Raw genomic sequence first — 23,578 nt, forward strand, 5'->3', positions numbered from 1 at the left:
GACGATCGCGTGGCCCGCCTCGTGATAGGCCGTGTTGAGCTTCTCCTGCTCGCTCATGACCATCGAGCGGCGCTCCGCGCCCATCATGATCTTGTCCTTCGCCTTCTCGAATTCGTCCATGCTGACGACGCGCTTGTTGGCGCGCGCGGCAAAAAGCGCCGCCTCGTTCACGAGGTTCGCGAGATCGGCGCCGGAGAAGCCGGGCGTGCCGCGGGCAATGACCGCAGGACGCACGTCGTCGTCCAGCGGCACCTTGCGCATGTGGACTTTGAGAATGAGCTCGCGGCCGCGAATGTCCGGCAGCGGCACCACCACCTGGCGGTCGAAACGGCCGGGCCGCAGCAACGCGGGGTCGAGCACATCCGGCCGGTTGGTGGCGGCGATGACGATGATGCCTTCGCTGCCTTCGAAGCCGTCCATCTCGACCAGCATCTGGTTCAGCGTCTGCTCGCGTTCGTCATGACCGCCGCCGAGTCCCGCGCCGCGATGGCGGCCGACCGCGTCGATTTCGTCGATGAAGATGATGCAGGGCGCGTTCTTCTTGCCCTGCTCGAACATGTCGCGCACGCGGGACGCGCCGACGCCGACGAACATCTCGACGAAGTCGGACCCCGAAATGGTGAAGAAGGGCACGTTGGCCTCGCCGGCGATGGCCCGCGCCAAGAGCGTCTTGCCCGTGCCCGGGGGGCCCATCAACAGCACGCCCTTGGGGATCTTGCCGCCCAGGCGCTGGAACTTCTGCGGGTCCTTGAGGAAGTCGACGATCTCCTCGAGCTCGCCCTTGGCCTCGTCGATGCCGGCGACGTCGTCGAAGGTGACGCGGCCATGCTTCTCGGTCAGCAGCTTGGCCTTGGAGCGGCCGAAGCCCATCGCGCCGGAACCCGCATTCTTCTGCATCTGGCGCATCACGAAGAAGGCGATGCCGAGGATCAGCAGGAACGGCAGCGACTGGTAGAGCAGGATCACCCAGAGCGAGGTCTGCGGCTCGGGCGCGGCCGAGAAGGAGACGCCGCGCTCGCGCAGCCGCGTGACCAGCTGCGGATCGGAGGGCGGGCTGTTGGTGCGGAAGGTCTCGTTGTTGGTGGTCCGGCCGGTGATCTCCTCCTTGCCGATGATCACCTGCTTGACCGAGCCTTCCTCGACCTTGTTGAGGAAATCGGAATAAGCGATCGTGTCGCGCGTCTGCGAGGAGCCGCCGCCCATCAGCTGGACGAAGATCACCAGCCCGAGCAGGATCGCCGCCCAGATCGCGAGGCTCTTCATCCAGTTGTTGCCAGGCTCCTTGTCGCCCGGCCGATTGTCGTCCGCCATGGAAATCCCTTTCGCCCCCCTAAAATAGGTCGTGGAGCGCGCTTGGCAATGTAGCGGCGAGGCGTGAACGGACGATGAGCGAGGAAAAGGCGCTCAATCGCCTTGCAGAAGCGCCAGCAAAGCGAAGCTCGCGAGCCAATGCTCGCCGGCATAATCGCCCGCGACATGCGGTAGGCTGGCGTCGAGATGAGCATCCGCCGTTGCTCGCGCCAAGGCCGCAAGGTCCGACTCCAGCACCCCAGCGATCCCCCGCCAGCACCAGGCGCGGCTGAGGTTCACGCCGTCGAGATGGGCGATCTTGCCGTCCGAACGGTCGGAGACAAAGGCCGGTGTGAACAGCGTTTCCGGTCTGCGGTCGGCGAGGTCGGGCAGGAAAGCGTGGAACCAGGACGCGAAGGCGCGCTCCGGGAGCGCACGGCGCATCAGCAGCGCCTCGGTCAGCGCCGAGGAGAGGAATTCGTCGCCGCCCGGCTCCCAGGCCTGGCAATTGCGGTCGGTAGCGAAATAGTCCTGCGCCCGCGCGCGGATGAGATCGGCGAGGCGGGGATCGTTCGCTTCCGCCCAGTCGAGCGCGAGGATCATCGCGAAGGCGCTGTTGAAATGGGTGCCGACCCGGATCGGGTAAGTGAGCTTGGGCAGGTAGACATGGAAGCGCGCGGCGAACGCTTGCGCGAGCGGCGCGAGCACCTCGGCCCATTCACTTCCATGCAGCTGCGCCTCGGCATGGAGCGCGAGCAGCCAGGCCCAGCCGTACGGCCGCTCGAAGCCGCCTGTGTAAGCCCGGTCGAGATAGGCCAGCTCGCCCGCGACCTTTTTCTCGGTGAGCATCTCGTCGAGCAGTGCCTTGACCCGCGCCGCGACGGGCAGGTTCGGAAACGACCGCCGCGTCGTCAGCAGCAGCCAATAGCCATGGACGCAGCTGTGCCAGTCGAAGCTGCCGAAGAAGATCGGGTGAAGCGCCCGCGGCCCGAGCACGTCCTCCGGCCCGTCCATCACATGATCGAGCTTGTGCGGATATTCCTTGGTGACATGGCCGAACGCGATCTCGGCGAAGCGGTTGGCGATTTCGGGCGTGAGTGTGTCGGTCATCTAAAAGGCCAGGAAATAGATCAGCAGGATATTGATCAGCAGCAGCGGCAATGCGGTCGGGATCTGCGCCTTCACCACCGCATTCTGGTCGTCCAGCTCCAGCAGCCTCACCGGCACGATGTTGAAGTTGGCCGCCATCGGGGTCATCAACGTCCCGCAGAAGCCGGCGAGCATGCCGATCGCGCCGACCACCGCCGCGTCGCCGCCATAGCCCTGGATCAGGACCGGGACGCCGATCGCGGTCGCCATCACCGGGAAGGCGGCGAAGGCGTTGCCGGTGAGGATGGTGAACAAAGCCATGCCGATGCCGAAGGCGAAAGTCGCGGCCAGCACATTGCCTTCCGGGATCACCGCCAGGATCAGCCCGCCGATCGTGCCGCCGACGCCGGTGTCGCGCAGCACCAGTCCCAGCGCCGCCAGCATCATCGGCAGGATCGCCGCCCAGCCGACCGCGTCCATCAGCCGCCGGCCCTCCTGAAGCGGCGCCATCGGCGGCGGCTTCAGCCAGGCGAAGATGAACAGGATCGCCAGCAGCACGCCAATGCAGAGCAGGACGAAGGTCTCGCGATTGGTCTCGAGCAGGCCGGTGGCGTGGACCGCGGGCACATAGAGGTAGAGCAAGGTCCCGGCGACCGCGACCAGCAGGACGATCAGGATCGGCAGGAAGAGCCTGTTGCCGAAGCGCTCGCCGAAGGCGTTGCGCTCGACCTCTCCGGTCGAAGGGTCGCCGCGGCCGAGCAGGTTGAAGCCGCCGAGCACCGACATGGCGATCACCAGCCAGCCGTTGCCCATGTCGTCCAGCCGGTCGCCCGCGAGCAGGCTGAGCGCGACGAGGCCCCAGAACAAGGCATTGGCGAAGCGCTTTTTGTTCGTCCGGTCGCCCAGGCTCAGCAGCGCATAAGCGGCGAACATCGCGCCCATCAGCCAGAAGACGTGCTGGAGGCCGATCATCAAGGTTCCTCCCCTCGATTTCGAGGGGAGGGGGACCGTCCGTAGGACGGTGGAGGGGCTACTCGCGGCACTAAGAGGCCCCTCCACCATGCTTCGCATGGTCCCCCTCCCCAGCAAATGCTGGGGAGGATCTATTGAGCGACCGGTCGAGCATCAGCAGCCGGGCCGAGTGGATGATGAAGGCGGCGATCGCGGTCGGGATCGCCCAAAGCGCGAGGTCGAGTGGACGCAAAGTGATCTGATAGGCCTCCAGCGTCTGCTGGATCAGCACGATCGAGCCGATCGCGATGAAGATATCCTCGCCGAAAAACAGCCCGACATTGTCGGTCGCCGCGGCCTGCGCCTGGATGCGCTGCCGGGTGAATTTATCGAGCGGCGCCTGCCGCTCCGCCGCCGCGACCGCCATCGGCGCCACGAGCGGGCGAACGGTCTGCGGATGGCCGGCGGTGGAATGAAGGCCGATCGCGGAGATGAGCTGCCGATAGAAGAGGTAAAGGATCAACAGCCGGCCCACGGTGGCCGCATGGAAGGAGGCGATCACCGCTCGCGCCCGTTGCTGGAGGCCGTAGCGTTCGAGCAGGCCGATCACCGGCAGCACGATCCAGGGGATGATGATCGCGCGCGAATCGTTGAACGCCTTGCCGAGCTTGGCGATGACCGCGTCGAGATCGAGCCCCGCGAGCAATCCCGTCGTCAGCGCCGCGATCGGCACGACCAGCATCGGATTGAATCTAAGCGCGAAGCCGAGAACGAGGACGAGGATGCCGAGCAGGGGGAGATAGACGGCGTAGTCGCCGAAATAGGCGATGATGGCGCTCACCTTCCCCTCTCCCGCTTGCGGGAGAGATTGGCAGGTCGGTCCTGCCCCCGGCAGGACCTTAACAGCATGGGATGCTGTTCACCTGCCAATGGGCCCGCGAAGCGGGAGGGTGAGGGTCTGTCCGGCAGAGGCTGCAAGACCCTCACCCTAACCAACGTCAGGCCGAACGCGCCCCGCGCGTTCTGAAGACTGCTGGGAGCAGTCTTCCCCTGATGTTCCCGCAAGCGGGAGAGGGGATCCATATCCCCCACCCCCCGGCGTTTCGATCAGCATCGCATCGCCGGCGGCCAGCTCGGCGCTGTCTGTCGCGGTCAGCAGCTCCTCGACGCCGCTCGCCCGCAGCACCCGGTTCACGCCCGGCCGCGCGTCAGCACCGCCCTCGATCCCGCGCGGCGGCACGCGGCGCCGGTTGGAGAGGATGCCGGCATGCATCGGCTCGAGGAAGCGGATGCGCCGCTCCACGCCGTCGCCGCCGCGATGCGCGCCCTCACCGCCCGAGCCGCGGCGGATCGCGAAGCGATCGACGACGACCGGGAAGCGGGTCTCCAGCACCTCCGGGTCGGTCAGCCGCGAATTGGTCATATGGGTCTGCACCCCGCTCGCCCCGTCGAATTCCGGCCCGGCCCCGGCGCCGCCCGCGATCGTCTCATAATATTGATATGCCCGGTTGCCGAAGGTGAAATTGTTCATCGTGCCCTGGCTCGGCGCCAGCGCGCCCAAAGCGGCGAACAAGGCGTCCGTGACGACCTGGCTGGTCTCGACATTCCCCGCCACCACCGCCGCCGGAAAACGCGGATTGAGCATCGATCCTTCCGGCACGCGCAGCTCGATCGGGCGCATGCAGCCATCATTCAAGGGGATCGGATCGTCGAGCAGGGTGCGGAAGACGTAAAGCGTCGCCGCCCGGCAGATCGAATAAGGCGCGTTGAAATTGTCGCCGAGCTGCGCGCTGGTGCCGGCGAAATCCACCGTCGCGGATCGGCCTTCACCGTCCACCGTCACCGAGACGGCCACGCAGGCGCCATTGTCCATTTCGTAGCGGAAGGCGCCATGCTTCAGCCGGCCGATCAGCCGCCGCACCGCCTCTTCTGCATAATCGAGGACGTAACCCATATAGGCGTCGAGCATCGCCCGGCCCTGTTCGGCGGCGACCCGCTTCAGCTCGTTCGCGCCGCGCTGGCAGGCGGCGACCTGGGCCTTCAGATCGGCGATGTTGCGGTCCGGATCGCGCGCCGGCCATTCGCCCTCGGCCAGCAATGCCCGCATCTCCGCCTCGCGGAAGCGGCCGGCATCGACGAGCAGCACATTGTCGAGCAGCACGCCTTCCTGATCGACCGTCCGGCTGTCCGGCGGCATCGATCCCGGCGCGATCCCGCCAATATCCGCATGATGGCCGCGCGCGGCGACGAACCAGGCCGGGTCCGCGTCCTGGCCCGCAAAGACAGGCATGATCACCGTGATGTCGGGCAGATGCGTGCCGCCGCGATAGGGGGCGTTCAGCACATAGACGTCGCCCGGCTTCATCCCGCGCCCGTCCGCACCGCCACCCCGTGCCGCGATGATCGTGCGGATGCTGTCGCCCATCGATCCGAGATGGACGGGGATATGCGGCGCGTTGGCGATCAGCTCGCCGTCGCGGTTGAAGACGGCGCAGGAGAAATCGAGCCTCTCCTTGATGTTCACGGACGACGCCGTGTTCTGCAGCGCCACCCCCATCTCCTCGGCGATCGCCATGAAGAGATTGCCCATCACCTCCAGCGTGACGGGATCGACATTGGTCCCCATCGCCGGCGCGCTTTCGCGGGCGCGCGTGCGGGTGAGGATGAGGTTGGAGTGAGCGTCGACCTCGGCCCGCCAGCCCGGCTCGACGACGGTGGTGGCGGACGGATCGATGATGAGAGCGGGGCCGGAGATTATTTCTCCCGGCGCGAGCAGAGCGCGGTCATAAAGATCCTCCCCGAGCTTGCCTCGGGGAGGGGGACCATCTTGCGCAGCATGATGGTGGAGGGGCACTCCCGCGCCCTGCCCCTCCACCACTCGCTTCGCGAGCGGTCCCCCTCCCCCAGGCAAGCTGGGGGAGGACCTCCCCACCGCCTCGACGATCGCCGTTTCGGTCACCACCTCGGCCTCCGGTGCGGCAAAGCCGAACCGCGCCAGATGCGCCGCTTCGAAATCGGCGCGCATATGATCGGAGACCGGCACTTCCAGCGTGGTGTCGCTGCCCTGGTAGCGCAGCGCCGCGCGGCGGAGGATTCCCGGCGCCTCGACGCCCTGCCGCGCCAGCGCCGCCCGCGCCTCCATCTCCAGATCGGCCAGCACCGCCTCCAGCTCCGCCCCAGCCAGCGTCCGCTGCCGCAGCTCCACCAGATCGGCCAGCCCCATGCCATAGGCGCTGAGCACCCCGGCGAGCGGATGGATCATCACCGTCTCGATGCCGAGCGCATCGGCGACCAGGCAGGCATGCTGGCCGCCCGCGCCGCCGAAGCATTGCAGCACATAGCGGGTCACGTCGTGGCCGCGCGCGATCGAGATCTGCTTGATCGCATTCGCCATATTGTCGACCGCGATCCGGACGAAGCCCTCCGCCACCTCTCCGGCGCTCTTGCCGGCGCGCGCGGCGATCTCCGCGCAGCGCGCCCTCGCCGCCTCCGCATCGATCGGCAGGTCTCCGCCCGGCCCGAACACATGCGGAAAATGCTCCGGCCGGATCTTGCCGAGCACCACATTGCAGTCGGTGACGGTCAGCGGCCCGCCGCGCCGGTAGCAGGCCGGGCCGGGATTGGCGCCGGCGCTGTCCGGCCCGACCCGGAAGCGCCGCCCGTCGAACGCGCAGACCGATCCGCCGCCCGCCGCCACCGTATGGATTTCCAGCATCGGCGCCCGCACCCGGACGCCCGCCACCACCCGTTCGCTGGTCCGCTCATAGGTGCCGGCGAAATGCGAGACGTCGGTCGAGGTGCCGCCCATGTCGAAGCCGATCACATGATCGAAGCCGGCGTCGGCGGCCGTCCTGGTCATCCCCACGATCCCGCCCGCGGGACCGGAGAGGATCGCGTCCTTGCCGCGGAAGACGGCGGCGTCGGTGAGGCCGCCGTTCGACTGCATGAACATGAGGCGCCCGGCGCCCTCCAGGCCCGCCACAACCCGGTCGACATAACGCCGGAGCACCGGCGACAGATAAGCGTCGACCACCGCCGTATCGCCGCGCCCGACCAGCTTGATCAGCGGCTCGACCTCGTGGCTTGCGCTGATCTGGGTAAAGCCGATCTGCTCGGCCAGCCGCTTCACCGCCGCCTCGTGCGCGGTCCAGCGCCAGCCGTGCATCAGCACGATCGCCAGCGCGCGAACACCCGCGTCAAACGCTGCCTGCAAGCCTGCCCTTGCGGTTTCTACATCGACCGGCTTTTCGACCGTTCCGTCCGCCCGCACCCGTTCGTCGATCTCGATCACCCGGTCGTAGAGCGGTTGCGGCAGGATGATGTTGCGGGCGAAGATGTCGGGCCGCGCCTGCGTCCCGATCCTGAGCGCGTCACCGAGCCCGGCGGTGATCGCCAGCGCCACTTGCTCGCCCTTGCGCTCGAGCAAAGCGTTGGTGGCGACGGTCGTCCCCATCTTCACCGCATCGATCGCGCCGCCGCCCGCCTCGTCCAGGACCGCCGCGATCCCCGCCAGCGCCGCGTCCTCATAGCGCTCCGGATTTTCCGACAGTAGCTTACGCACGATCGTCTGGCCGTCCGGCGCTTGGGCGACAATATCGGTGAAAGTCCCACCGCGGTCGATGGCGAAGGTCCAGCCGGCCATGCGCCGGGCCTAGGGCGTGTCCTTTGCCCCGGCAATGCTTGACCGGGCGCGCGCCATGAAGCAGCCCCTTTGGAGAGCAAAAGGACGCAGGAATGACCGATCGCAGGGACGATGAACCGGCCGACCAGCCGCCGATGGTGATCCAGCCCGGGCCGGAGGAGGACGGCCGGGAGGATGACGACGACGATTACGACTATGAGGACGAGGGGGACGAGCCGCAGGGCCTCGACGGCCCCTATACCAGCCGCCATTTCCACCTCGTCACCCACAAGCTGATCACCAACGCGGTCCTGGAGACGCTCTCCGACACCAAGATGGACTGGGACCTGGTCCAGCCCTTCCTCGAATCCGCGCGCGAGATGGCGCAGGCCGATTTCGACGAGGCCCAGATCCGGCTGCATACGGTGCGCGCGGAGGGCGAGGAATGGGTCGAGGCGGAGGAGGCCTATCTCGGCATCTCGGTCGCCGATCGCGACAGCGGCGAGGAATGGCTGGCGGAGACGCGCTGGCTCTCCGAGCTGGCGATCGCCGAGGACGATCCGGATCAGGTGCGGCGGATCGTCATGGCGCTGGAGCGCAGCATCGGCAAGATGCGCGCCTGGATCGCCGAAAGGGAAGCGGGAGGCGCCGCCGAAGCCGCGCCTCCCGCCGAGAATCCCGAAGGCTGATCAGATCGCCGTCGGCGATTCGGCGGCGCTTGCCGGCAGCTCGCTCTTGGCGAGGTCCTCCGAGGCGGGCATCACGGCGTCCTCCGGCAGAGGCTCATAAGCGGCGGTTTCGACCGGCTCCTCCGGCCCGCCCATCGCCACGCTCGCCAGCGTCTCGTTCTCGCCGAGCTGGATACAGCGATCGTCGGCGCGGCTCCGGCATGGCGGATAGCTCGTGGCGGGCGTCGCGACCGGCGCCGTGTCGTCGACCACCTCCTCCGGGCCGCCCATGCCGGCCTGCACCGCGGCCGGGTCATGGCTGGCCTGCCAGCTCGCCAGCGCAGCGCGCACGCCGGGCTCGCCAAGCTGAATGCACTTGTCGTCGGCGCTGTTCCGGCACGGCGGATAGTGGGTCGCGGGGGCCAGGGCCGCCGTCTCGACCGGCTCGTCCGGCCCGCCGACGCCGACCATATCGTCGGTCGCCGACTCCGCGTCGCTCATCACGCTCGTCGACGGCGTTTCGGCAACCGGCGCTTCCGGCGTCTGGAAGGCCGCGCCGATCGCCTTGTCGTCGCGCGCCTTGGCTTCGCCGGCCGCCTTGGTCGGCCAGTCGATCGTGATCGCGTTGGCGATCAGCGATCCGCCGAGGCCGTCCGCGTCCTTCGCGGCGACCGGCGCCGTCGCGGCCGCACTGTCCGCGCTCTTCATCGTCGCGACGCCCGCCAAAGCGGTGCCGCTCAGCAGCAGTCCGGCTGCTCCCAAGATGATGGTTTTCATGGAATCGGCTCCCTTGCGATTGCGGCCGGCCCGTGGCCGGCGGGAAGCCCCCTCGCTCTGGATACGGACCAACAACGACTCAGCACGGGATTTTCTCCCGGCCGCGCCGGGAAAGTTCAGAAGCGGCCGTCGACGACCCGCGTAAAGCCGCCATTGCCGGCAGTGAACCCGGCGGCGACCAGCCGCTGCCCGAGCGCCGCATCCTGGCTCCGCACCAGCAATTCCGCCCGATAGCGCCCATCGGCGAACAGCCGGATGTTGAGCTGCTCCATGCCGCTCTGGCCGGCCAAAGGCAGCAGGGCCGCATCGCCGGCGCAACTCGCATTGCCGGCGAGGCCGGAGGAGAGGCTCATCCCGCCGACATCGCCGCTCGCCATCGCCCGCACCCGCCCCTCCGCGCGGCTGCACAGGCCGCTGGCGAAGCCGATGCTGACATTTTCGAGCTGGATCGCATTGATCGGCAGCGGCGCGAGCAGCGCGCCGAGGCGAAGGTGCCCGGTCGCATCGTCGAAACCGAAACCGTGCCGGGAGACCGTCGCCGAACCTTCGAAGGGCTGCGTCTCGTCGGCCCGCGCCAGCGAAACGCGCGCCTGGCCGATGAACAGGCGCAGGCTGTGAAAGCGGGCGCTGACATCGCCGATCGGCGCCGGCCCCAGTTGCGCCTCCTTGAGCGCGCCGAGCCAGACGCTGCCCTGCGCCTCGCGTGCCGCCAGGCCGCGCGCGTCCAGCCCGAGCCAGCTTATGGCAAGGCCGAGCGGGGTCAGCGCCACCAGCGAGAAGAAGAAGGCGGCGACGAAGAAGGCGACCCGGCCGAAGGGCATGCGGACCTTCATCGTGCGCCCCGGGCGCTGAACGCCGCCTCGACCGCAACCGTCCGGTCGGGATTGGCCCGCGCCTGCAATCGCTCAACCGTCACTCCCTGCGCCTCCAGCCGCGCGATCCAGCCGAACAGGGCCTGCGGCCGGGCCGCGTCGAGCGTCACCCGCGCCGTCGCCGGCCCGCCGCCCGCCACCCGTGCCGCGGTGAAGCCGGCATCGGCGGCGGTGCGGGTGACCAAGGCGTCGAGCGGCAAGGGCGGCGGCCCCGCAGTTCGCGTTCCGCCGGGATTGGTCCGCACCCGTGCCTCGGCGAGCGCCAGCACCGCTGCATTGTGCCTTTGCTTGGCCCGGTCGAACGCGTCGCCGAGCGGGCGGATCACCAGCAGCCAGATCAGCACCAACGCGATCAGGCCGAACATCACCGCGAGCAGCCGCTGCTCCCGCGCCGAGCGCGTCGCCCACCAGGCGCTGAGACCGTTCACAGCCGCACCACCAGATCGGCGACATCGCCGTTCGGCGCCGCGCCACCCTCGATTCTCAGCCCGCTCGCCTCCGCCCGGGCGCGGAGCGCCGCGAGCGTCGCCGGCGTATCGACGCGCAGGCTGACGGCAAGGCTGCCGTCGGCGCGCCAGTCGAGCCGGGTCAGCTCGGCATTGGGCGTGGAGCGGATCGCCTCGAAGAGCAGGCTCGCGACCGGGCCGAAGCCCGCGCCCCGCGCCCCGCCGTCGCCGCGCCCGATCTGTGCCACCTCGGTCTCCAGCCGGTCGGCGGCGAAGGTGTAGGAGAGGATCGCCGCGATCTGGATGATCAGGGTCAAGGCGGCGAGCGCCAGCCCGTAGAGTGCGAGCCTCCGCCACGAGCCTTCGACGATCCGGAGCCGCCGTCGCCGAGCGAACGCGCCCTGCCTCAAGTTCAGCGCCGGCGCGGCGAGCGCCTCGGCGAGGCCGGCCTCGAACGCGGTCTCGTCGACATCGGCCACCGTCGCGTCGCCGGTCAGCGCGTCGGCCAGTTCCGGCTCGATTGCGAACGCCGCGCCCAGTCCGCGATAATCGGCCACCGCCCCCCGCTGCAATCGCGCGAAACCATCAGCGGGAGCGCCTAGCAGGAAAGGCGTCGGCATGACCGGATCGGCATCGAGCCCGGCCGCCTCGGCCGTCGCCAGCCACGCCGTCATCCGCTCGTTCGGCACCAGAGCGACGGGCGTCCGCCCGCCTTCCGCCGCGCCGACCGCGACATGCATGTCGGCGAGCGGCGCGAGGCTGGCGTCCGCCAGCATCAGCCGCGCCGCCGCGACCGCCTGCGCGGGGGCCAGCCCCTCGTCCAGCGTCAGCCAGTGGATCGCCACCGCCTCGCCCGGCACCGCGATCGCCGTTCGCCCGTCGGCGACGGGGGGCAGCGCGCCCTCGCCACGCGTGATTCCGCCATCGTCGCCGATCAGCAGCCAGCGCGCGATATCGCCCTCGCCGGCGAAGGCGAGCAACGTGCCTTCGGCTGGCGGATCGTCAGTTGGTGATGTCGGCATTTTCGCCGTCGCCGCCCGCCTGCCCGTCCGCGCCCAGGGTCGAGATCGTGAACGGCCTCCCATTCGCGCCCGGCGCGGCATAGGCATAAGGCCGGTTCCAGGGATCGTTGGGCAGCCGGCGGATATGGTTGGCCGCGACCAAAGCCTGCAGCCCCTCCTCGGTCGTCGGGTAGCGCATAGTGTCGAGCCGGTACATTTCCGCGGCCTGCTCCAGCGTCGCGATGTCCGCCCGCGCCTTGGTCACCGCCGCCCGGTCCGCGGCCGGCATCACGTTGATGATGACGATCGTCGCGAGCAGACCGATAATGACGATAACGACCATCATCTCGACCAAGGTGAAGCCGCGCTCGCGCTGGATTGCTTCGTCGCTCTGCTCCTCGCAATGACGAATGCTCTTGTCGCCATTGCGAGCGGAGCGAAGCAATCCAGTGTGCCGGCGCGCCTCGGCCCAAAGCATATTCATCACATTCCTCCGGCAAGCGTGTCGAGCTGCAGGATCGGCAGCAGGATCGAAAGCACGATCACCGCGACGACCGCGCCCATGATGATGATGATCGCCGGCTCCAGCAGGGCCAAAGCGGTGGCGGTGAACGCGTCGAATTCGCGCTCCAGATAGTCGGCCGCCCGTTCCAGCATCATGTCGAGCCGGCCGGACGCTTCGCCGCTGGCGGCAAGATAGACGAGCAAGGGCGGGAACACGCCCGCCTTGCGCAGGGCGCCGGAAAGGCTGCCGCCGGTCCGCACCGTCTCGGCGATCTCGGCCGAGGCGCGGCGCAGCACCCGGTTGTGCACCGTCTCGGTGGTCAGCCTGAGCCCCTCCAGCAACGGCAGCCGGCTCGCCACCATCGCCGACAGCGTCCGCGCCAGCCGCGCCGCGTGCAAATCGCGGATCAACCGCCCGATCAAGGGCAGGCGGAGCAGGAAAGCGTCGAACTTGAGGCGGATGCCCTCTTCGCGCAGCGCCCGGCCGGCGAGGAAGACCATCAGCCCGAGCCCGATCAGCAGCGCCCACCACCAATTGGCGAGGAAGCTGGACAGCCCGATCACGACGCGGGTCAGGAAGGGCAATTGCTGGCCGATATCCTGGAACTGCTCGATCACCTTGGGCACGACGAAGATCATCAGCGCGAAGACGACGATCGCGGCGAAGGCGGCGAGCACCATCGGATAAGCCAGCGTCGAAAGCACCTTGGAGCGCACCTGCGCCTGCCGCTCCAGCAGGTTCGACAGCCGGTCGAGGATCGCGGGCAAGGTCCCCGATCCCTCGCCCGCCGTCACCATCGCCCGGTAGAGCGGCGGGAAGCTCTTCGGCTCGCGCGCCATCGCGTCCGCCAGCCGCCTGCCCTCGACGACACCGGCATGGACATTGGAGAGGATGCGCTTCTCCTCCTCCCGCTCCGCCTGGCGCGAGAGGGTGCGCAGCGCCTCCTCGAGCGGCGCGACCTGGACGAGCGTGGCGAGCTGGCGGGTGAACAAAGTGAGCTGCTTGGCGCCCAGCCGCTGGCGCGCGAACAGGCCGCGCGACAGCAAGGGCGCCGCCGCCGCGCCTTCCGCCGCCGGCTCGATCTTCACGATATAGAGCCGCCGCGCGGTCAGGTTCGCCTTGGCCGCGTCGGCGCTGTCGGCGCGCACCGAGCCGCGCCGCTCGCGCCCGGCCGTGTCGAGCCCGACATAAGCGAAATCAGGCATCGGCCGCCTCGTGCCGCGACACGCGCAGCGCCTCCTCCGGGCTGGTCACGCCATCCAGCACCAGCTGCCGCGCCGCGCCGGCCAGGGTCGGCGAATCGCGGAACGCGTGGGCGGCGATCTCGGCTTCGTCGCCGCCTGCATTGATCAGGCGGCGGATCGAATCGTCCACCCGCACCGCCTCGAACAGGCCGATCCGGCCCTTGTAGCCGCTATTGCCGCAGGCGGCGCAGCCGCCCGGCTCATAGACGGTGGTTCCCGCCGCGATGCCGAGCAGGTTGCTCAGCGAGCCCTCCGCCGCGACCGGCTTGCGGCACGCCTGGCACAACCGCCGCACCAGCCGCTGCGCCAGCACCGCGCGCACCGTCGAGGCGATCAGGAACGGCTCGACTTTCATGTCCCTGAGCCGGGTGATCGCGCCGACGCTGTCGTTGGTGTGGACGGTGGAGAGCACCAGGTGACCGGTCAGCGCCGCCTGCACCGCGATGTCCGCCGTCTCCCGGTCGCGGATTTCGCCGACCATCACCGTGTCCGGGTCCTGCCGCAGGATCGCCCTCAGGCCGGTGGCGAACGTGAGACCGACCTGCGGGTTGATCTGGGTCTGGCCGACGCCGTCGACCGCATATTCGACCGGATCCTCGACGGTCAGGATGTTGCGGCTGCCGTCGTTGAGCAGCTTCAATCCTGCATAGAGCGTCGTCGTCTTGCCCGATCCGGTCGGGCCGGTGACCAGCACGATTCCATTCGGCTCGGTCAGCGCGTCGGTGAGCAGCTTCTTGGTCGCCGCGGTCATGCCGAGCTGGTCGAGATCGATGCCGGCATTGTCCTTGTCGAGGATGCGCAGCACGACCCGCTCGCCGGCCCGGCTGGGCAGCGTCGAGACGCGAACGTCGATCAATTTGCCGCCGAGCGTCAGCCCGATCCTTCCGTCCTGCGGCAACCGCCGTTCGGCGATGTCGAGCCGCGCCATCACCTTGACCCGGCTCACCACCACCGGCGCGACGTGCGGCGGCATGCGCAGCGTCTCGCGCAGCACCCCGTCCATCCGCATCCGGACGACCAGCCCGGTCTCATAAGGCTCGATATGGATGTCGGAGACGCCCTGGCGCGCCGCGTCGGCGATGATGCCGTTGATCAGCCGGATCGCCGGCGCGTCGTCGGAGGTGTCGAGCAGGTCGTCGGCGCTCGGCATGCCCGCCGCGAGATGGCCGAGATCGTCGCCAAAGCCCAGGGAATCCGCCGCGTCCGCCGCCACGCCCGCGCCGGCGCCATATTGATCCGACAGCAGCCGATCGAAGCCCGCGGCGTCCACCTCGCGAAGCGCGAACGGCCGGCCGAGGTGGCGGCGCAACTCGATCAGCGCCTGCGGATCGGCGCCGGCCCGCATCGCGACCTCCAGCCGGCCGTCGCTCTCCGCGGTCGGCAGCAGGCCGTGGCGGCGTGCGAAGCCATAAGCGATGCGCGGCACAGCCGCCTCGCTGTCGTTCGCCACCGGCGGCGGGGCCGGGGCCTCGTCGCCGCGCGCGATCCTCATTGGGGCTGCTCCGGCGGCGGCAGTTCGATCGGCGTCACCACGCTGTCCTGCGGCTGGCGCGGCACTTCGCTGGGCGGGGTCGTGCCGAGATAGTCGCGCACCAGCTCGTCCAGCGTCGGCTCGCGGTTCGGGTTGCCCAGCAATTGCTGGCCGCGGGCGTAATTGTAGCGCCGCGCCGACATCGCCCGCGCGTCCTGCGCCGAGCGCAGGATCGTCGGCCGGATGAACACCATCAGGTTCGTCCGCGCTCGCGACCGCCCCCGCGAGCGGAAGAGGTTGCCGAGCACCGGAATGTCGCCGAGCAAAGGAATCCGGTCCAGCGTGCGCCGGTCATTGTCGTCGAGCAGGCCGCCGATGCCGACGATCTCGCCGTCGTCGACGGTGATCGTGGTCTCGATCTCGCGCTTGTTGAGGATCAGGTCGCGGAAGGTCGACGAGACCGGCCCGGCGATCGAGCTCACCTCTTGCCTGAGCTCCAGACGGATCGTCCCGCCGGCGTTGATCTGCGGCCGCACCTCCAGCGTGATGCCGACATTCTGCCGCTGCACGGTGCGGAAGGCGTTGTCGAAATTGGGCGACAAGGCCTCGCCGGTGGTGATCGGGATTTCCTGCCCGACCAGGATCCGCGCCTCCTGATTGTCGAGCGTCATGATCGACGGCGTCGACAGGATGTTGGACTGGTTGTCGGAGCGGACCGCGTTGATGATCGCGCCGAAAATCGCGTTCGAATTCTGCACCGCGGCGCCGACCAGGCCGCCGTTGATCGCCGACAGCGCGCTGGCCGCGCCCTGGATCAGTTCGGTGGCCGCGCCCGTGGTGGTCGTCGTGGTCGTGCCGTCGGCGGTCTCCACCGTCGTCGTCTGGCCGCCCAGCTCGCGCGCCGCGAAGGCGCCCGCGAGCTGGCCGATATTGGGCGTGATGTTGGAATAATTGGTGATCGCGAACGGGATGTTCGATCCGCGCAGGCCCGAGAGGAAGAGCTGGACGCCGAGCTGCTGCGCGGCGACGTCGGAAATCTCGACGATGATCGCCTCGACCAGCACCTGCTGCTGGCGCACGTCGAGCTGGCGGATCACCTCGCCCAGCGTGCGCTGCACGTCCGGCGTTGCGGAAATGACGAGCGCGTTGGCGCCCTCGAAGCGGGTGACGACGGCGTTGCGCCCGCCGATCGTCCCGACCGCGCTGTTGCCGCCGGCGGCCGGCGCGGGAGTCGCGGCGGTCGAATCGACCTGTGCTGCGCCCGCCGCCGGCGCGCCGGGCGTCGTCCCCGTCCGGGCGCGGCGTGATGCGCGCGGCTGGGCCGCCGATTGCGCCGGCGCCTGGCCCAGCAGGGTCTGCAGCACCGGCAGCAATTGCTCGGCCACCGCGTGTTCGAGGAACACGACCCTGATCTCGCTGCCCGACAGCGCCCGCCGGTCGAGATCGGCGGCGATGCTGGCGAGCTGCGCCACCGCCGCCGCGTCGCCGCGCAGGGCGATGGCGTTCGAGCTGTCGACCGGCACCACCGAAACACCGTCCGGCGCCAGCTCGGCCAGAGCGGTCGCGATCTCCCGCGCGCCGGCATTGTTGAGGCCGACGACCCGGGTCGACGAGGTGTCGACCGCGACGTCGATCTGGCTCAGCACCTGGCGGATGCGGCGGACATTGTCGGCGAAATCCGACACGACAATCGAGTTGCGGCTGGCGGTCAGCGATCCGTCACGGCTCACCAGGGGCCGCAGCGTCTCGACCGCCTGCGCCGGCTGGACGTTGCGGACCCGGAAAATCTCGGTGACGAAGCCGCTCGCCGGCGCCCGGCGCGAGCCGCCGACCCGTGCCGTCGCCGCCGCGCCCGCCACCGGCTGGATGCGCAGCGCGCCGCCCGACGAGGGCACCGCGACGAAGCCGTTGGCGCGCAGGGTGTTCAGGAACAGCTCGAAATATTCGCTTCGCGACAGTGGCCGCTGGGTGACGACCGACACCCGCCCCTGCACGTTCGGATCGATGATGAAGGTCCGTCCCGTCACCCGCGCCGCGTCCTGGATGAAGGCGCGGATGTCGGCCTCGCGCAGGTTCAGCACATATTGTGCCTGCGCCGGCGCGGCCGGCAAAGCGACGGCGACGGAAAGCGCCAGAGCGATGAGGATGCGCTTCACGATCTTCAGAACCTCACCGTCAGCTGCACCGCCCGGCCGCCGCGGTCGACCGTCACCGCCGCCTGGCCGCCTGCCTGGCGGACCAATGCAATCGCCTGATCGGCGGAGCTCACCCGCTGCCCGTTCACTGTTACGATAACGTCGCCGGGCGCGAAGCCCGCCGCGCGGAACGCCTGGCCGCCGTCGCCGCCGGGCGCGACGACGAGGCCGGTGATCTGGTTGTTGCTCACCCGCGGCTGAAGCTGGAGCGGCGGCGCGGCCGGAGTCGGCGCCGCGACGATCGGCTGGGGCGGCGCGGCCGTCACCGGCTGCGGCGCAGCGCCGGCCGCGCCCGGCGCCGGCTGCGACTGATCGAGGAAGAGCTGCTCCATCACGCCATTGCGGCTGATCGTGACATTGTCGGCGGCGACGGCGGTCAGGGTCACGCCCGGCATGATCTCCTCGCCGACGCCGTAGCTCGACTGGACGCCGTCGGGCAAAGCGATGATCGCCGAGCCGCGCCCGGTCGCCTGGTCCTCGCGGGTGCCGTAGAGCCTCAGCGCAAGGCCGGTCACCGCCAACGGTCCGCCGGCCCCCGCCAGCCGGAAGAAGGGATCGAAATCGCCGAGCCGCGCGGTGGTGGGCGGCGCGGTGAGGCTCGCCGGCGGCCGCCAGTCGCCGACCGGGCCGAGCGGCGTCACCAGCAGCCAGAAGAGCCGCGCCAGCTGCACCGCGATCAAAGCGATCAGCGTCAGCTCGGCGAGCGAATAGAGGCTCGGCCGCCTGACCCGCTCCATAAGAAGCTGCGCGCGCGATGATGTGGCGATGCGCAAGTGAAGTGATTCCCCTACCCGGACGCGTCGAACCGCTATGACCGCCCGGTGACTCAATTAAGACAGACTCGTCACCGGACGGGCCGCCCGCGCAAGGGGCGGAGTTTCCAGCTTTTCCGCCGCCACGCAACCCACAAACAGGTCGGGCGGCGCTCCTAGGGAAAAGCGCCGCCCTTAAGTGTCGATGGCTAGCACAGGCTAGATGGACGCAGCCTTAATGCGCCGCGGCGACCAGCCAGAGTGGCCAAGCGGCGAGCGCCATCAGCGCGCCGAGCGGCAGCGGGGTGGTCGCGCTCACCTCTGTTCCGCGCGCGCGCAGCATCAGAATGGCGGCGAGCCCGAGCAGGCCTGCGCCGAGCAGGACGAAAGGCAATTGCATCCAGCCGAGCCAGGCGCCGAGCCCAGCGAGCAGTTTCGGATCGCCGCCGCCCATGCCCTCGCGCCCGCGCGCGAGCCGATAGAGCGCGGCGATCGCCCAGAGCCCGATCGCGCCCGCCGCCGCGCCGATCGCCCGGTCGAGCAAAGGCGGCCCCAGCCCGGCCCAGGCGACCGCGAGGCCGAACGGCAGGAGCGGCAGGGTAAGCGCATCGGGAAGCCAGTGATGCTCGGCATCGAGCGCGATCACGAGCAGCAGCCACCAGCCGAGCAGCGCCGTCGCCGCGCCGAGCGGCCAGCCATGGGCAACGAACGCCGCCGCGCCGACCATCGCCGCGGCGATCTCCATGCCGAGATGGCGCGGATCGATTCGCGCGCCGCACGCCCGGCATCGCCCGCGCGCGATCAGGAAGGACAGGATCGGCGCCAGGTCGCGCGCCCCGAGCCGCGCCCCGCAAGTGTCGCAGGCCGAGCGCCCGCCAAGCGCGCTCCGCCGCTGCGGCCAGCGAATCAGGATGGTGGCGAGAAAGCTGCCGACGATCGCGCCCAGCAATGCGCCCGCCGCGCCGCCGATCCAGGGATCGGCGAGCCAGCTCTCCAGCGTCGCAAGCGGGTTGGCCATCGCCGCGCCCTAAGGCGCGGGGGAACACGCTTCAACGTTCCCGTCATTGCGAGCCGCGAAGCGGCGCGGCAATCCAGCCTCAGACTGGATTGCCACGCTTCGCTCGCAATGACGAAGGGCTATCGCGTGCCGAGCTGCGCGGTCTCGTAGCGGGCCAGCACCTCGCGGGCGATCTGGCGGGTCGAGACGAACCGGCCGCTCAACGTGCCGACATCGACATGGCGGTTCGAGGCGAGCGCCGCGCGGAAGGCGGCCAGCGCCTCGGCCTGGCGGCCGGTGTGCAGATAGACTTGGCCGAGATTGATCAGCCGGGCGGGGTCGTCGCGATCGACGAGCGGGCCGTTGAGCAATTGCTCGGCGCGCGCCCAGTCGCCGCGCTCGATCGCCGCGACGGCGAGGCTGCCGCGCGGATAGCCGTCTTCCACAGCCTGCGCGAACGATGCGGTTCCCGTCGCTGCGATCCCCAGAGCGACAAGCACAGAAAGCGTCTTCATCGGCCATCCCCTTACCGAGTGATGACACGATGCTTACGCTTCTGTTACGGAAAACGCAAATATCGATGATAGTTAGGTGACTGTAATATTACAGTTTTATGACACTTGCCCAAGAAGTCGTTGCGCCTGAACCAGATGGGGCCGGTCGATCATCTTCCCGTCGAGCTGGAGCACGCCAGCTTCCGGACTGGCCTCGAAGGCGGCGACCACAGCCCGGGCATGAGCGATCTCCGCGTCGCTCGGCGTGAAGGCGGCGTTGATGATGTCGATCTGAGCCGGATGGATCGCCATCATGCCCGTAAAGCCGTCGCGCCGCGCCCGCGCCGCATAAGCGGCCAGCCCCGCTTCATCCCTGAACGCCGGATAGACCGTCTCGATCGGCGCTACGCCGGCCGCCGCCGCGCCGAACAGGCAGAGCGAGCGGGCGAGCTCATATGGCGGGGTGTAGCGCCCGTCTTCCTCCCGGCTCGTGGCGGCGCCGATCGCCGCCGGCAGGTCCTCCGCGCCCCAGGTCAGCGCCGCGAGCCGCCTGGCGCCGGTATAGCTTCCCAGGCCGAAGATCGCCGCCGGCGTCTCGGTCGCGATCGCCATCACCTGCGCGGTGGCGTTGCCGCGCTCGGTCAGCCGCCGGACCAGCTCGGCGACGCTCGCGCCGCCCTCGGCCTTGGGCAGCACGATCCCGTCCGGATGGCCGGGCAGCACCGCCTCGAGATCCTTCTCGTTCTCGGCGCTGTCGAGCGGATTGACCCGCACCCACAGCCGCTTATGGCTGTTGGCCTTGAGGAAGGCCGCCACCGCCCGCCGCGCCGCGGGCTTGGCGGCGGGCGCGACCGCATCCTCAAGGTCGAGGATCAGCGCGTCCGCGGCGAGCCCGAGCGCCTTGTCCATCCGCTCCGGCCGATCGCCGGGGACGAAAAGGAGCGAGCGCAGCCTCATGCCGCTCACCCTTCACGGGCTGGGCGCGGAGGGCAAGCCGATTTTCGGTCCGGCGGCGCGCCGCCGCCCTGTCAGGGGAAGCGGCCGTGGAAAACGAAGTCCCGGCTGACCCCGGGCCGCTGGTGACATGCCGCGCACCAGCCGGAACGCCCGGGCGGGATCCGATGGCTGCCGTCGGGGAAATAGCGCGCATATTCCCATTCGCCGGTGCGCACATCGCCATAGGCGGTGCCGAACCTCTCGCCACGCCGCATCACATCGATCTGGAACAGCTCGCCGGCTCGCGGCTGTCCGTCGGCGTAGCGCCATTCGGCCACGAACACCGAGCCATAGGGATAGGGCAGGTTGGCGCGGTCGGTCACCGACGCCGCCCGGTCGTTCGCGTAGACGACGAGCACCTGGGTCGTATCAACCGGCGTCGTGCGTAGGCGGGTGAAGGTGGCGAGATAATCGGCCGGTAGCCCCACCCGGTCCTCGGCCGGCCCGATTCTCGGCTCGCCGCCGTCGTTCATGCTCTGCCCGCCGAGCGCGGCGAGCAGCAGCAGCGCGATCCCCGCCCGTTTCAGCCGGGCCGGCGCTGCATCAAGGCGGTGCGCTCCATCACGCATACCAGCTCGTCCCGCTGGTTGAACATGCGGTGGGCGAAGGTGACGATGCCGGCGTCCGGCCGCGAGTTCGAATCCTTGAGGCCCACGACCTCGGTTTCGGCCCGGAGCGTGTCGCCGATGAAGACCGGCTTCGGCATCCGCACCTTGTCGTAGCCCAGATTGGCGACCAGCGTTCCCAAAGTGGTGTCGCCGACCGACAGGCCGACGAGCAGCGCGAAGGTGAAAGTGCCATTGACGACGATCCTCCCGAACTCGGTCGCTTCGGCATAGGTCTCGTCGAGATGAAGCGGCTGCGGATTGTGGGTGAGCGTCGAGATTAACAGGTTGTCCGTCTCGGTGACGGTCCGGTGCGGCTGGTGTCGGATCGTGTCGCCGAGCGTCCACTGTTCGTAATAGCGGCCGGGCATCTCTACAGCCTCCCAAATCCGTCATGCCGGACTTGATCCGGCATCCACCTTTTCGACGGCAGCAATGAAGGGAAGATGGACCCCGGATCAAGTCCGGGGTGACGAAATGACTAATCTGTAGCCTTCTCGATCCGCGCCAGCAGAGCGCCCTCGCTCACCTGCGCGCCCGCTTGGGCGTTCAGCTCCGCCACCACCCCGTCGAACGGCGCGACCAGGCTGTGCTCCATCTTCATCGCCTCGAGCGTCAGCAATTTCTGCCCCTTGGTCACCGCCTCGCCCGCCGCCACCTCCAGCGCGATGATCTTGCCCGGCATCGGCGAGATGATCGCGCCGTCGCCGGCGGCATGCGCCCCGCCACCGGAATGCCGGTCACCAAACTCAAAAACTTCGCTCCGGCCCTTGCTGAACACGCGGATCGGCCCCTCGAACGGTGGCGCTGCTTCCGGTCCGTAGGTTGTCGGAAGGTTGCCTTCGAACTCGAAATCCTCGCGGCCATCGGCGCTTATCGACCAATAGGCATCTGTTTTGGGCGGCCGAACCAGCGCCACGTGCGGTTCGCCATCGCGTTCGAAGGAAAGCCGCGCAGGTGCGGGCTGGGCGTTAAGCCGGAACCCGAACAGGCCTCCCGGCCTCGGCTCCCACACGTCTCGGCAATCGAACTCCAAGGCCACGAATTCTTCTAGCCGCCAGCTGATTGCAGCCAGCAACGCCGCATCCGAATGCTCGATCTGCGTCAATTCGGTCAGGTGAGCGTCGATGAAGCTGGTGGTGACGCGACCGGCGCGGAAGTCCGCGGAATGCAGGCACCGGCCGAGGAATGCCGCATTGGTCCGAACCGGCGCGACTTCGACGTGCTCGCAAGCTCTGGCCAGCAAGTCGATCACTTCGTCGCGGCTTCCAGCGCGGACGACGATCTTGGCGATCATTGGGTCGTAGAACGGACTGACCTCGGCTCCTTCGATAACGCCCGTCTCGATCCGAGCCTCGCTAGGCAATCTAAAATGCTCGAGCCGACCAGTGCTTGGCAGGAAACCCTTCGACGGATCCTCCGCATAGAGCCGCGCCTCCATTGCCCAACCGTTGATCTCCAGCTCCTCCTGCCGCTTCGGTAGCCGCTCCCCGCTCGCCACCCTAAGCTGCCACTCCACCAGATCGACCCCGGTGATCTCCTCGGTCACCGGATGCTCGACCTGGAGCCGGGTGTTCATCTCCATGAACCAGATGCGATCCGCCCGAAGCCCCTCGCTCGCATCGGCGATGAACTCGATCGTCCCCGCGCCGACATAGTCCACGGCCTTCGCCGCCTGCACCGCCGCCGCGCAGACGGCCTCGCGCGTCGCCTCGTCCATCCCCGGCGCCGGCGCTTCCTCGATCACCTTCTGGTGCCGGCGCTGCAGCGAGCAATCGCGCTCGAACAGATGGACGACATTGCCGTGGCTGTCGCCGAACACCTGCACCTCGATATGGCGCGGCCGCTCGATATATTTCTCGATCAGCACCCGATCGTCGCCGAAGCTGGAGGCGGCTTCCCGCTTGCACGAAAGCAGCATCTCCTCGAACTCGTCAGCGGCGTTCACCCGCCGCATCCCCTTGCCGCCGCCGCCCGCCACCGCCTTGATCAGCACCGGCCAGCCGATCGCGCCCGCCTCGGCCTTCAGCCGCGCCGGGTCCTGGTCCTCGCCCAGATAGCCGGGCGTCACCGGCACCCCGGCCTCGGCCATCAGTTTCTTCGCCGCGTCCTTCAGGCCCATCACGGTGATGCTCTTGGGGTTCGGCCCCACCCAGACCAGCCCCGCATCCATCACGGCCTGCGCGAATTCGGCATTCTCGCTCAGGAAGCCATAGCCCGGATGGATCGCCTCCGCGCCCGTCTGCTTCGCCGCCGCGATGATCTTCTCGCCGACCAGATAGGACTCGCGCGCCGGCGACGGCCCGATATGCACCGCCTCGTCCGCCTCGCGCACATGCAGCGCCTTCGCGTCCGCATCCGAATAGACCGCGACCGTGCGGATCCCCAGCCGCCGCGCCGTGCGAATCACCCGGCAGGCGATCTCGCCCCGGTTGGCGATGAGGAGGGAGGCGATCATGCGACGCTCCAGCTCCTCCCCGAGCTTGTCTCGGGGAGGGGGACCGTGCGAAGCACGGTGGAGGGGCAAGACCGATGCTCAGGAACATCGCGCCGAAGGGACCGGCAAGGACTGTCCGCCGCGCCCGAAAACTCCGCCGCGAGATG

21 protein-coding genes are annotated in these 23,578 nt (G+C 69.0%); 1 reads left to right on the top strand and 20 read right to left on the bottom strand.

The genetic code is table 11. The features are described 5' to 3' along the window. From ftsH to ACT4N3_RS10805, 5 genes are all read right to left on the bottom strand, one after another. A partial coding sequence (gene ftsH / locus ACT4N3_RS10785; protein ID WP_444855225.1) for an ATP-dependent zinc metalloprotease FtsH occupies positions 1-1,311 on the bottom strand: 1,311 nt, incomplete at its 3' end. A gap of 93 nt (positions 1,312-1,404) precedes the next feature. Then, on the bottom strand, positions 1,405-2,400 hold the full coding sequence (locus ACT4N3_RS10790) for a DUF2891 domain-containing protein (protein ID WP_444855226.1): 996 nt from the start codon (positions 2,398-2,400) through the stop codon (positions 1,405-1,407). Then, a complete protein-coding gene (locus ACT4N3_RS10795) occupies positions 2,401-3,351 on the bottom strand; it encodes a DUF979 domain-containing protein (protein ID WP_444855227.1) in 951 nt (316 codons plus the stop codon). A gap of 70 nt (positions 3,352-3,421) precedes the next feature. Continuing rightward, the gene (locus ACT4N3_RS10800; protein WP_444855228.1) at positions 3,422-4,171 is read right to left on the bottom strand and encodes a DUF969 domain-containing protein; all 750 of its coding nucleotides are present in this window, start codon (positions 4,169-4,171) and stop codon (positions 3,422-3,424) included. Between the two features lie 147 nt (positions 4,172-4,318). Next, complete coding sequence (locus tag ACT4N3_RS10805; protein ID WP_444855229.1) at positions 4,319-7,972, bottom strand: hydantoinase B/oxoprolinase family protein; 3,654 nt, start codon at positions 7,970-7,972, stop codon at positions 4,319-4,321. Between the two features lie 92 nt (positions 7,973-8,064). On the opposite strand from ACT4N3_RS10805, the gene ACT4N3_RS10810 reads away from it, so the two are divergent. Further along, complete coding sequence (locus ACT4N3_RS10810; protein WP_444855230.1) at positions 8,065-8,640, top strand: hypothetical protein; 576 nt, start codon at positions 8,065-8,067, stop codon at positions 8,638-8,640. Here the strand turns inward: ACT4N3_RS10810 and ACT4N3_RS10815 are convergent, their stop codons facing one another. The 15 genes from ACT4N3_RS10815 to ACT4N3_RS10885 form a co-directional block, all read right to left on the bottom strand. Continuing rightward, entirely contained in the window at positions 8,641-9,396 is a 756-nt protein-coding gene (locus ACT4N3_RS10815; protein ID WP_444855231.1) for a hypothetical protein, read from the bottom strand. Between the two features lie 116 nt (positions 9,397-9,512). Beyond that, the gene (gene gspN, locus ACT4N3_RS10820) at positions 9,513-10,229 is read right to left on the bottom strand and encodes a type II secretion system protein N (RefSeq protein ID WP_444855232.1); all 717 of its coding nucleotides are present in this window, start codon (positions 10,227-10,229) and stop codon (positions 9,513-9,515) included. Beyond that, a complete protein-coding gene (gene gspM, locus ACT4N3_RS10825; protein WP_444855233.1) occupies positions 10,226-10,696 on the bottom strand; it encodes a type II secretion system protein GspM in 471 nt (156 codons plus the stop codon). The genes gspN and gspM overlap by 4 nt, the downstream gene beginning before the upstream one ends. Next, positions 10,693-11,736, bottom strand: coding sequence for a type II secretion system protein GspL (gspL, locus tag ACT4N3_RS10830; protein WP_444855234.1), 1,044 nt, complete (start codon positions 11,734-11,736; stop codon positions 10,693-10,695). The genes gspM and gspL overlap by 4 nt, the downstream gene beginning before the upstream one ends. Continuing rightward, entirely contained in the window at positions 11,717-12,199 is a 483-nt protein-coding gene (gene gspG, locus ACT4N3_RS10835) for a type II secretion system major pseudopilin GspG (protein WP_444855235.1), read from the bottom strand. Before gspG ends, gspL begins: the two co-directional genes overlap by 20 nt. Then, the gene (gspF, locus tag ACT4N3_RS10840; protein ID WP_444855236.1) at positions 12,199-13,425 is read right to left on the bottom strand and encodes a type II secretion system inner membrane protein GspF; all 1,227 of its coding nucleotides are present in this window, start codon (positions 13,423-13,425) and stop codon (positions 12,199-12,201) included. The genes gspG and gspF overlap by 1 nt, the downstream gene beginning before the upstream one ends. Continuing rightward, positions 13,418-14,956, bottom strand: coding sequence for a type II secretion system ATPase GspE (gspE, locus tag ACT4N3_RS10845; protein ID WP_444855237.1), 1,539 nt, complete (start codon positions 14,954-14,956; stop codon positions 13,418-13,420). The genes gspF and gspE overlap by 8 nt, the downstream gene beginning before the upstream one ends. Then, positions 14,953-17,094, bottom strand: a complete 2,142-nt coding sequence (gspD, locus tag ACT4N3_RS10850; RefSeq protein ID WP_444855244.1) for a type II secretion system secretin GspD — start codon at positions 17,092-17,094, stop codon at positions 14,953-14,955. The genes gspE and gspD overlap by 4 nt, the downstream gene beginning before the upstream one ends. Positions 17,095-17,096: 2 nt before the next feature. Continuing rightward, positions 17,097-17,867, bottom strand: a complete 771-nt coding sequence (locus tag ACT4N3_RS10855; protein ID WP_444855245.1) for a type II secretion system protein N — start codon at positions 17,865-17,867, stop codon at positions 17,097-17,099. 250 nt (positions 17,868-18,117) lie between these two features. Then, positions 18,118-18,900 (bottom strand): prepilin peptidase, encoded by a 783-nt coding sequence (locus ACT4N3_RS10860; protein WP_444855238.1) that lies wholly within the window; start codon positions 18,898-18,900, stop codon positions 18,118-18,120. A 119-nt stretch (positions 18,901-19,019) separates the two neighbouring features. Next, positions 19,020-19,394: a tetratricopeptide repeat protein gene (locus ACT4N3_RS10865; protein WP_444855239.1), complete on the bottom strand. Its 375-nt coding sequence runs from the start codon at positions 19,392-19,394 to the stop codon at positions 19,020-19,022. Positions 19,395-19,490: 96 nt separating this feature from the next. Then, a complete protein-coding gene (locus ACT4N3_RS10870) occupies positions 19,491-20,330 on the bottom strand; it encodes an HpcH/HpaI aldolase/citrate lyase family protein (protein WP_444855240.1) in 840 nt (279 codons plus the stop codon). A 71-nt stretch (positions 20,331-20,401) separates the two neighbouring features. Beyond that, complete coding sequence (locus tag ACT4N3_RS10875; RefSeq protein WP_444855241.1) at positions 20,402-20,938, bottom strand: cytochrome P460 family protein; 537 nt, start codon at positions 20,936-20,938, stop codon at positions 20,402-20,404. Further along, entirely contained in the window at positions 20,893-21,345 is a 453-nt protein-coding gene (locus ACT4N3_RS10880; RefSeq protein ID WP_444855242.1) for a MaoC family dehydratase, read from the bottom strand. The genes ACT4N3_RS10875 and ACT4N3_RS10880 overlap by 46 nt, the downstream gene beginning before the upstream one ends. 110 nt (positions 21,346-21,455) lie before the next feature. Then, positions 21,456-23,432 (bottom strand): acetyl/propionyl/methylcrotonyl-CoA carboxylase subunit alpha, encoded by a 1,977-nt coding sequence (locus tag ACT4N3_RS10885; protein ID WP_444855243.1) that lies wholly within the window; start codon positions 23,430-23,432, stop codon positions 21,456-21,458. Positions 23,433-23,578 lie beyond the last annotated feature (146 nt).

The sequence above is a fragment of the Sphingosinicella sp. genome, assembly GCF_052388015.1.
Lineage (GTDB): Bacteria > Pseudomonadota > Alphaproteobacteria > Sphingomonadales > Sphingomonadaceae > Allosphingosinicella.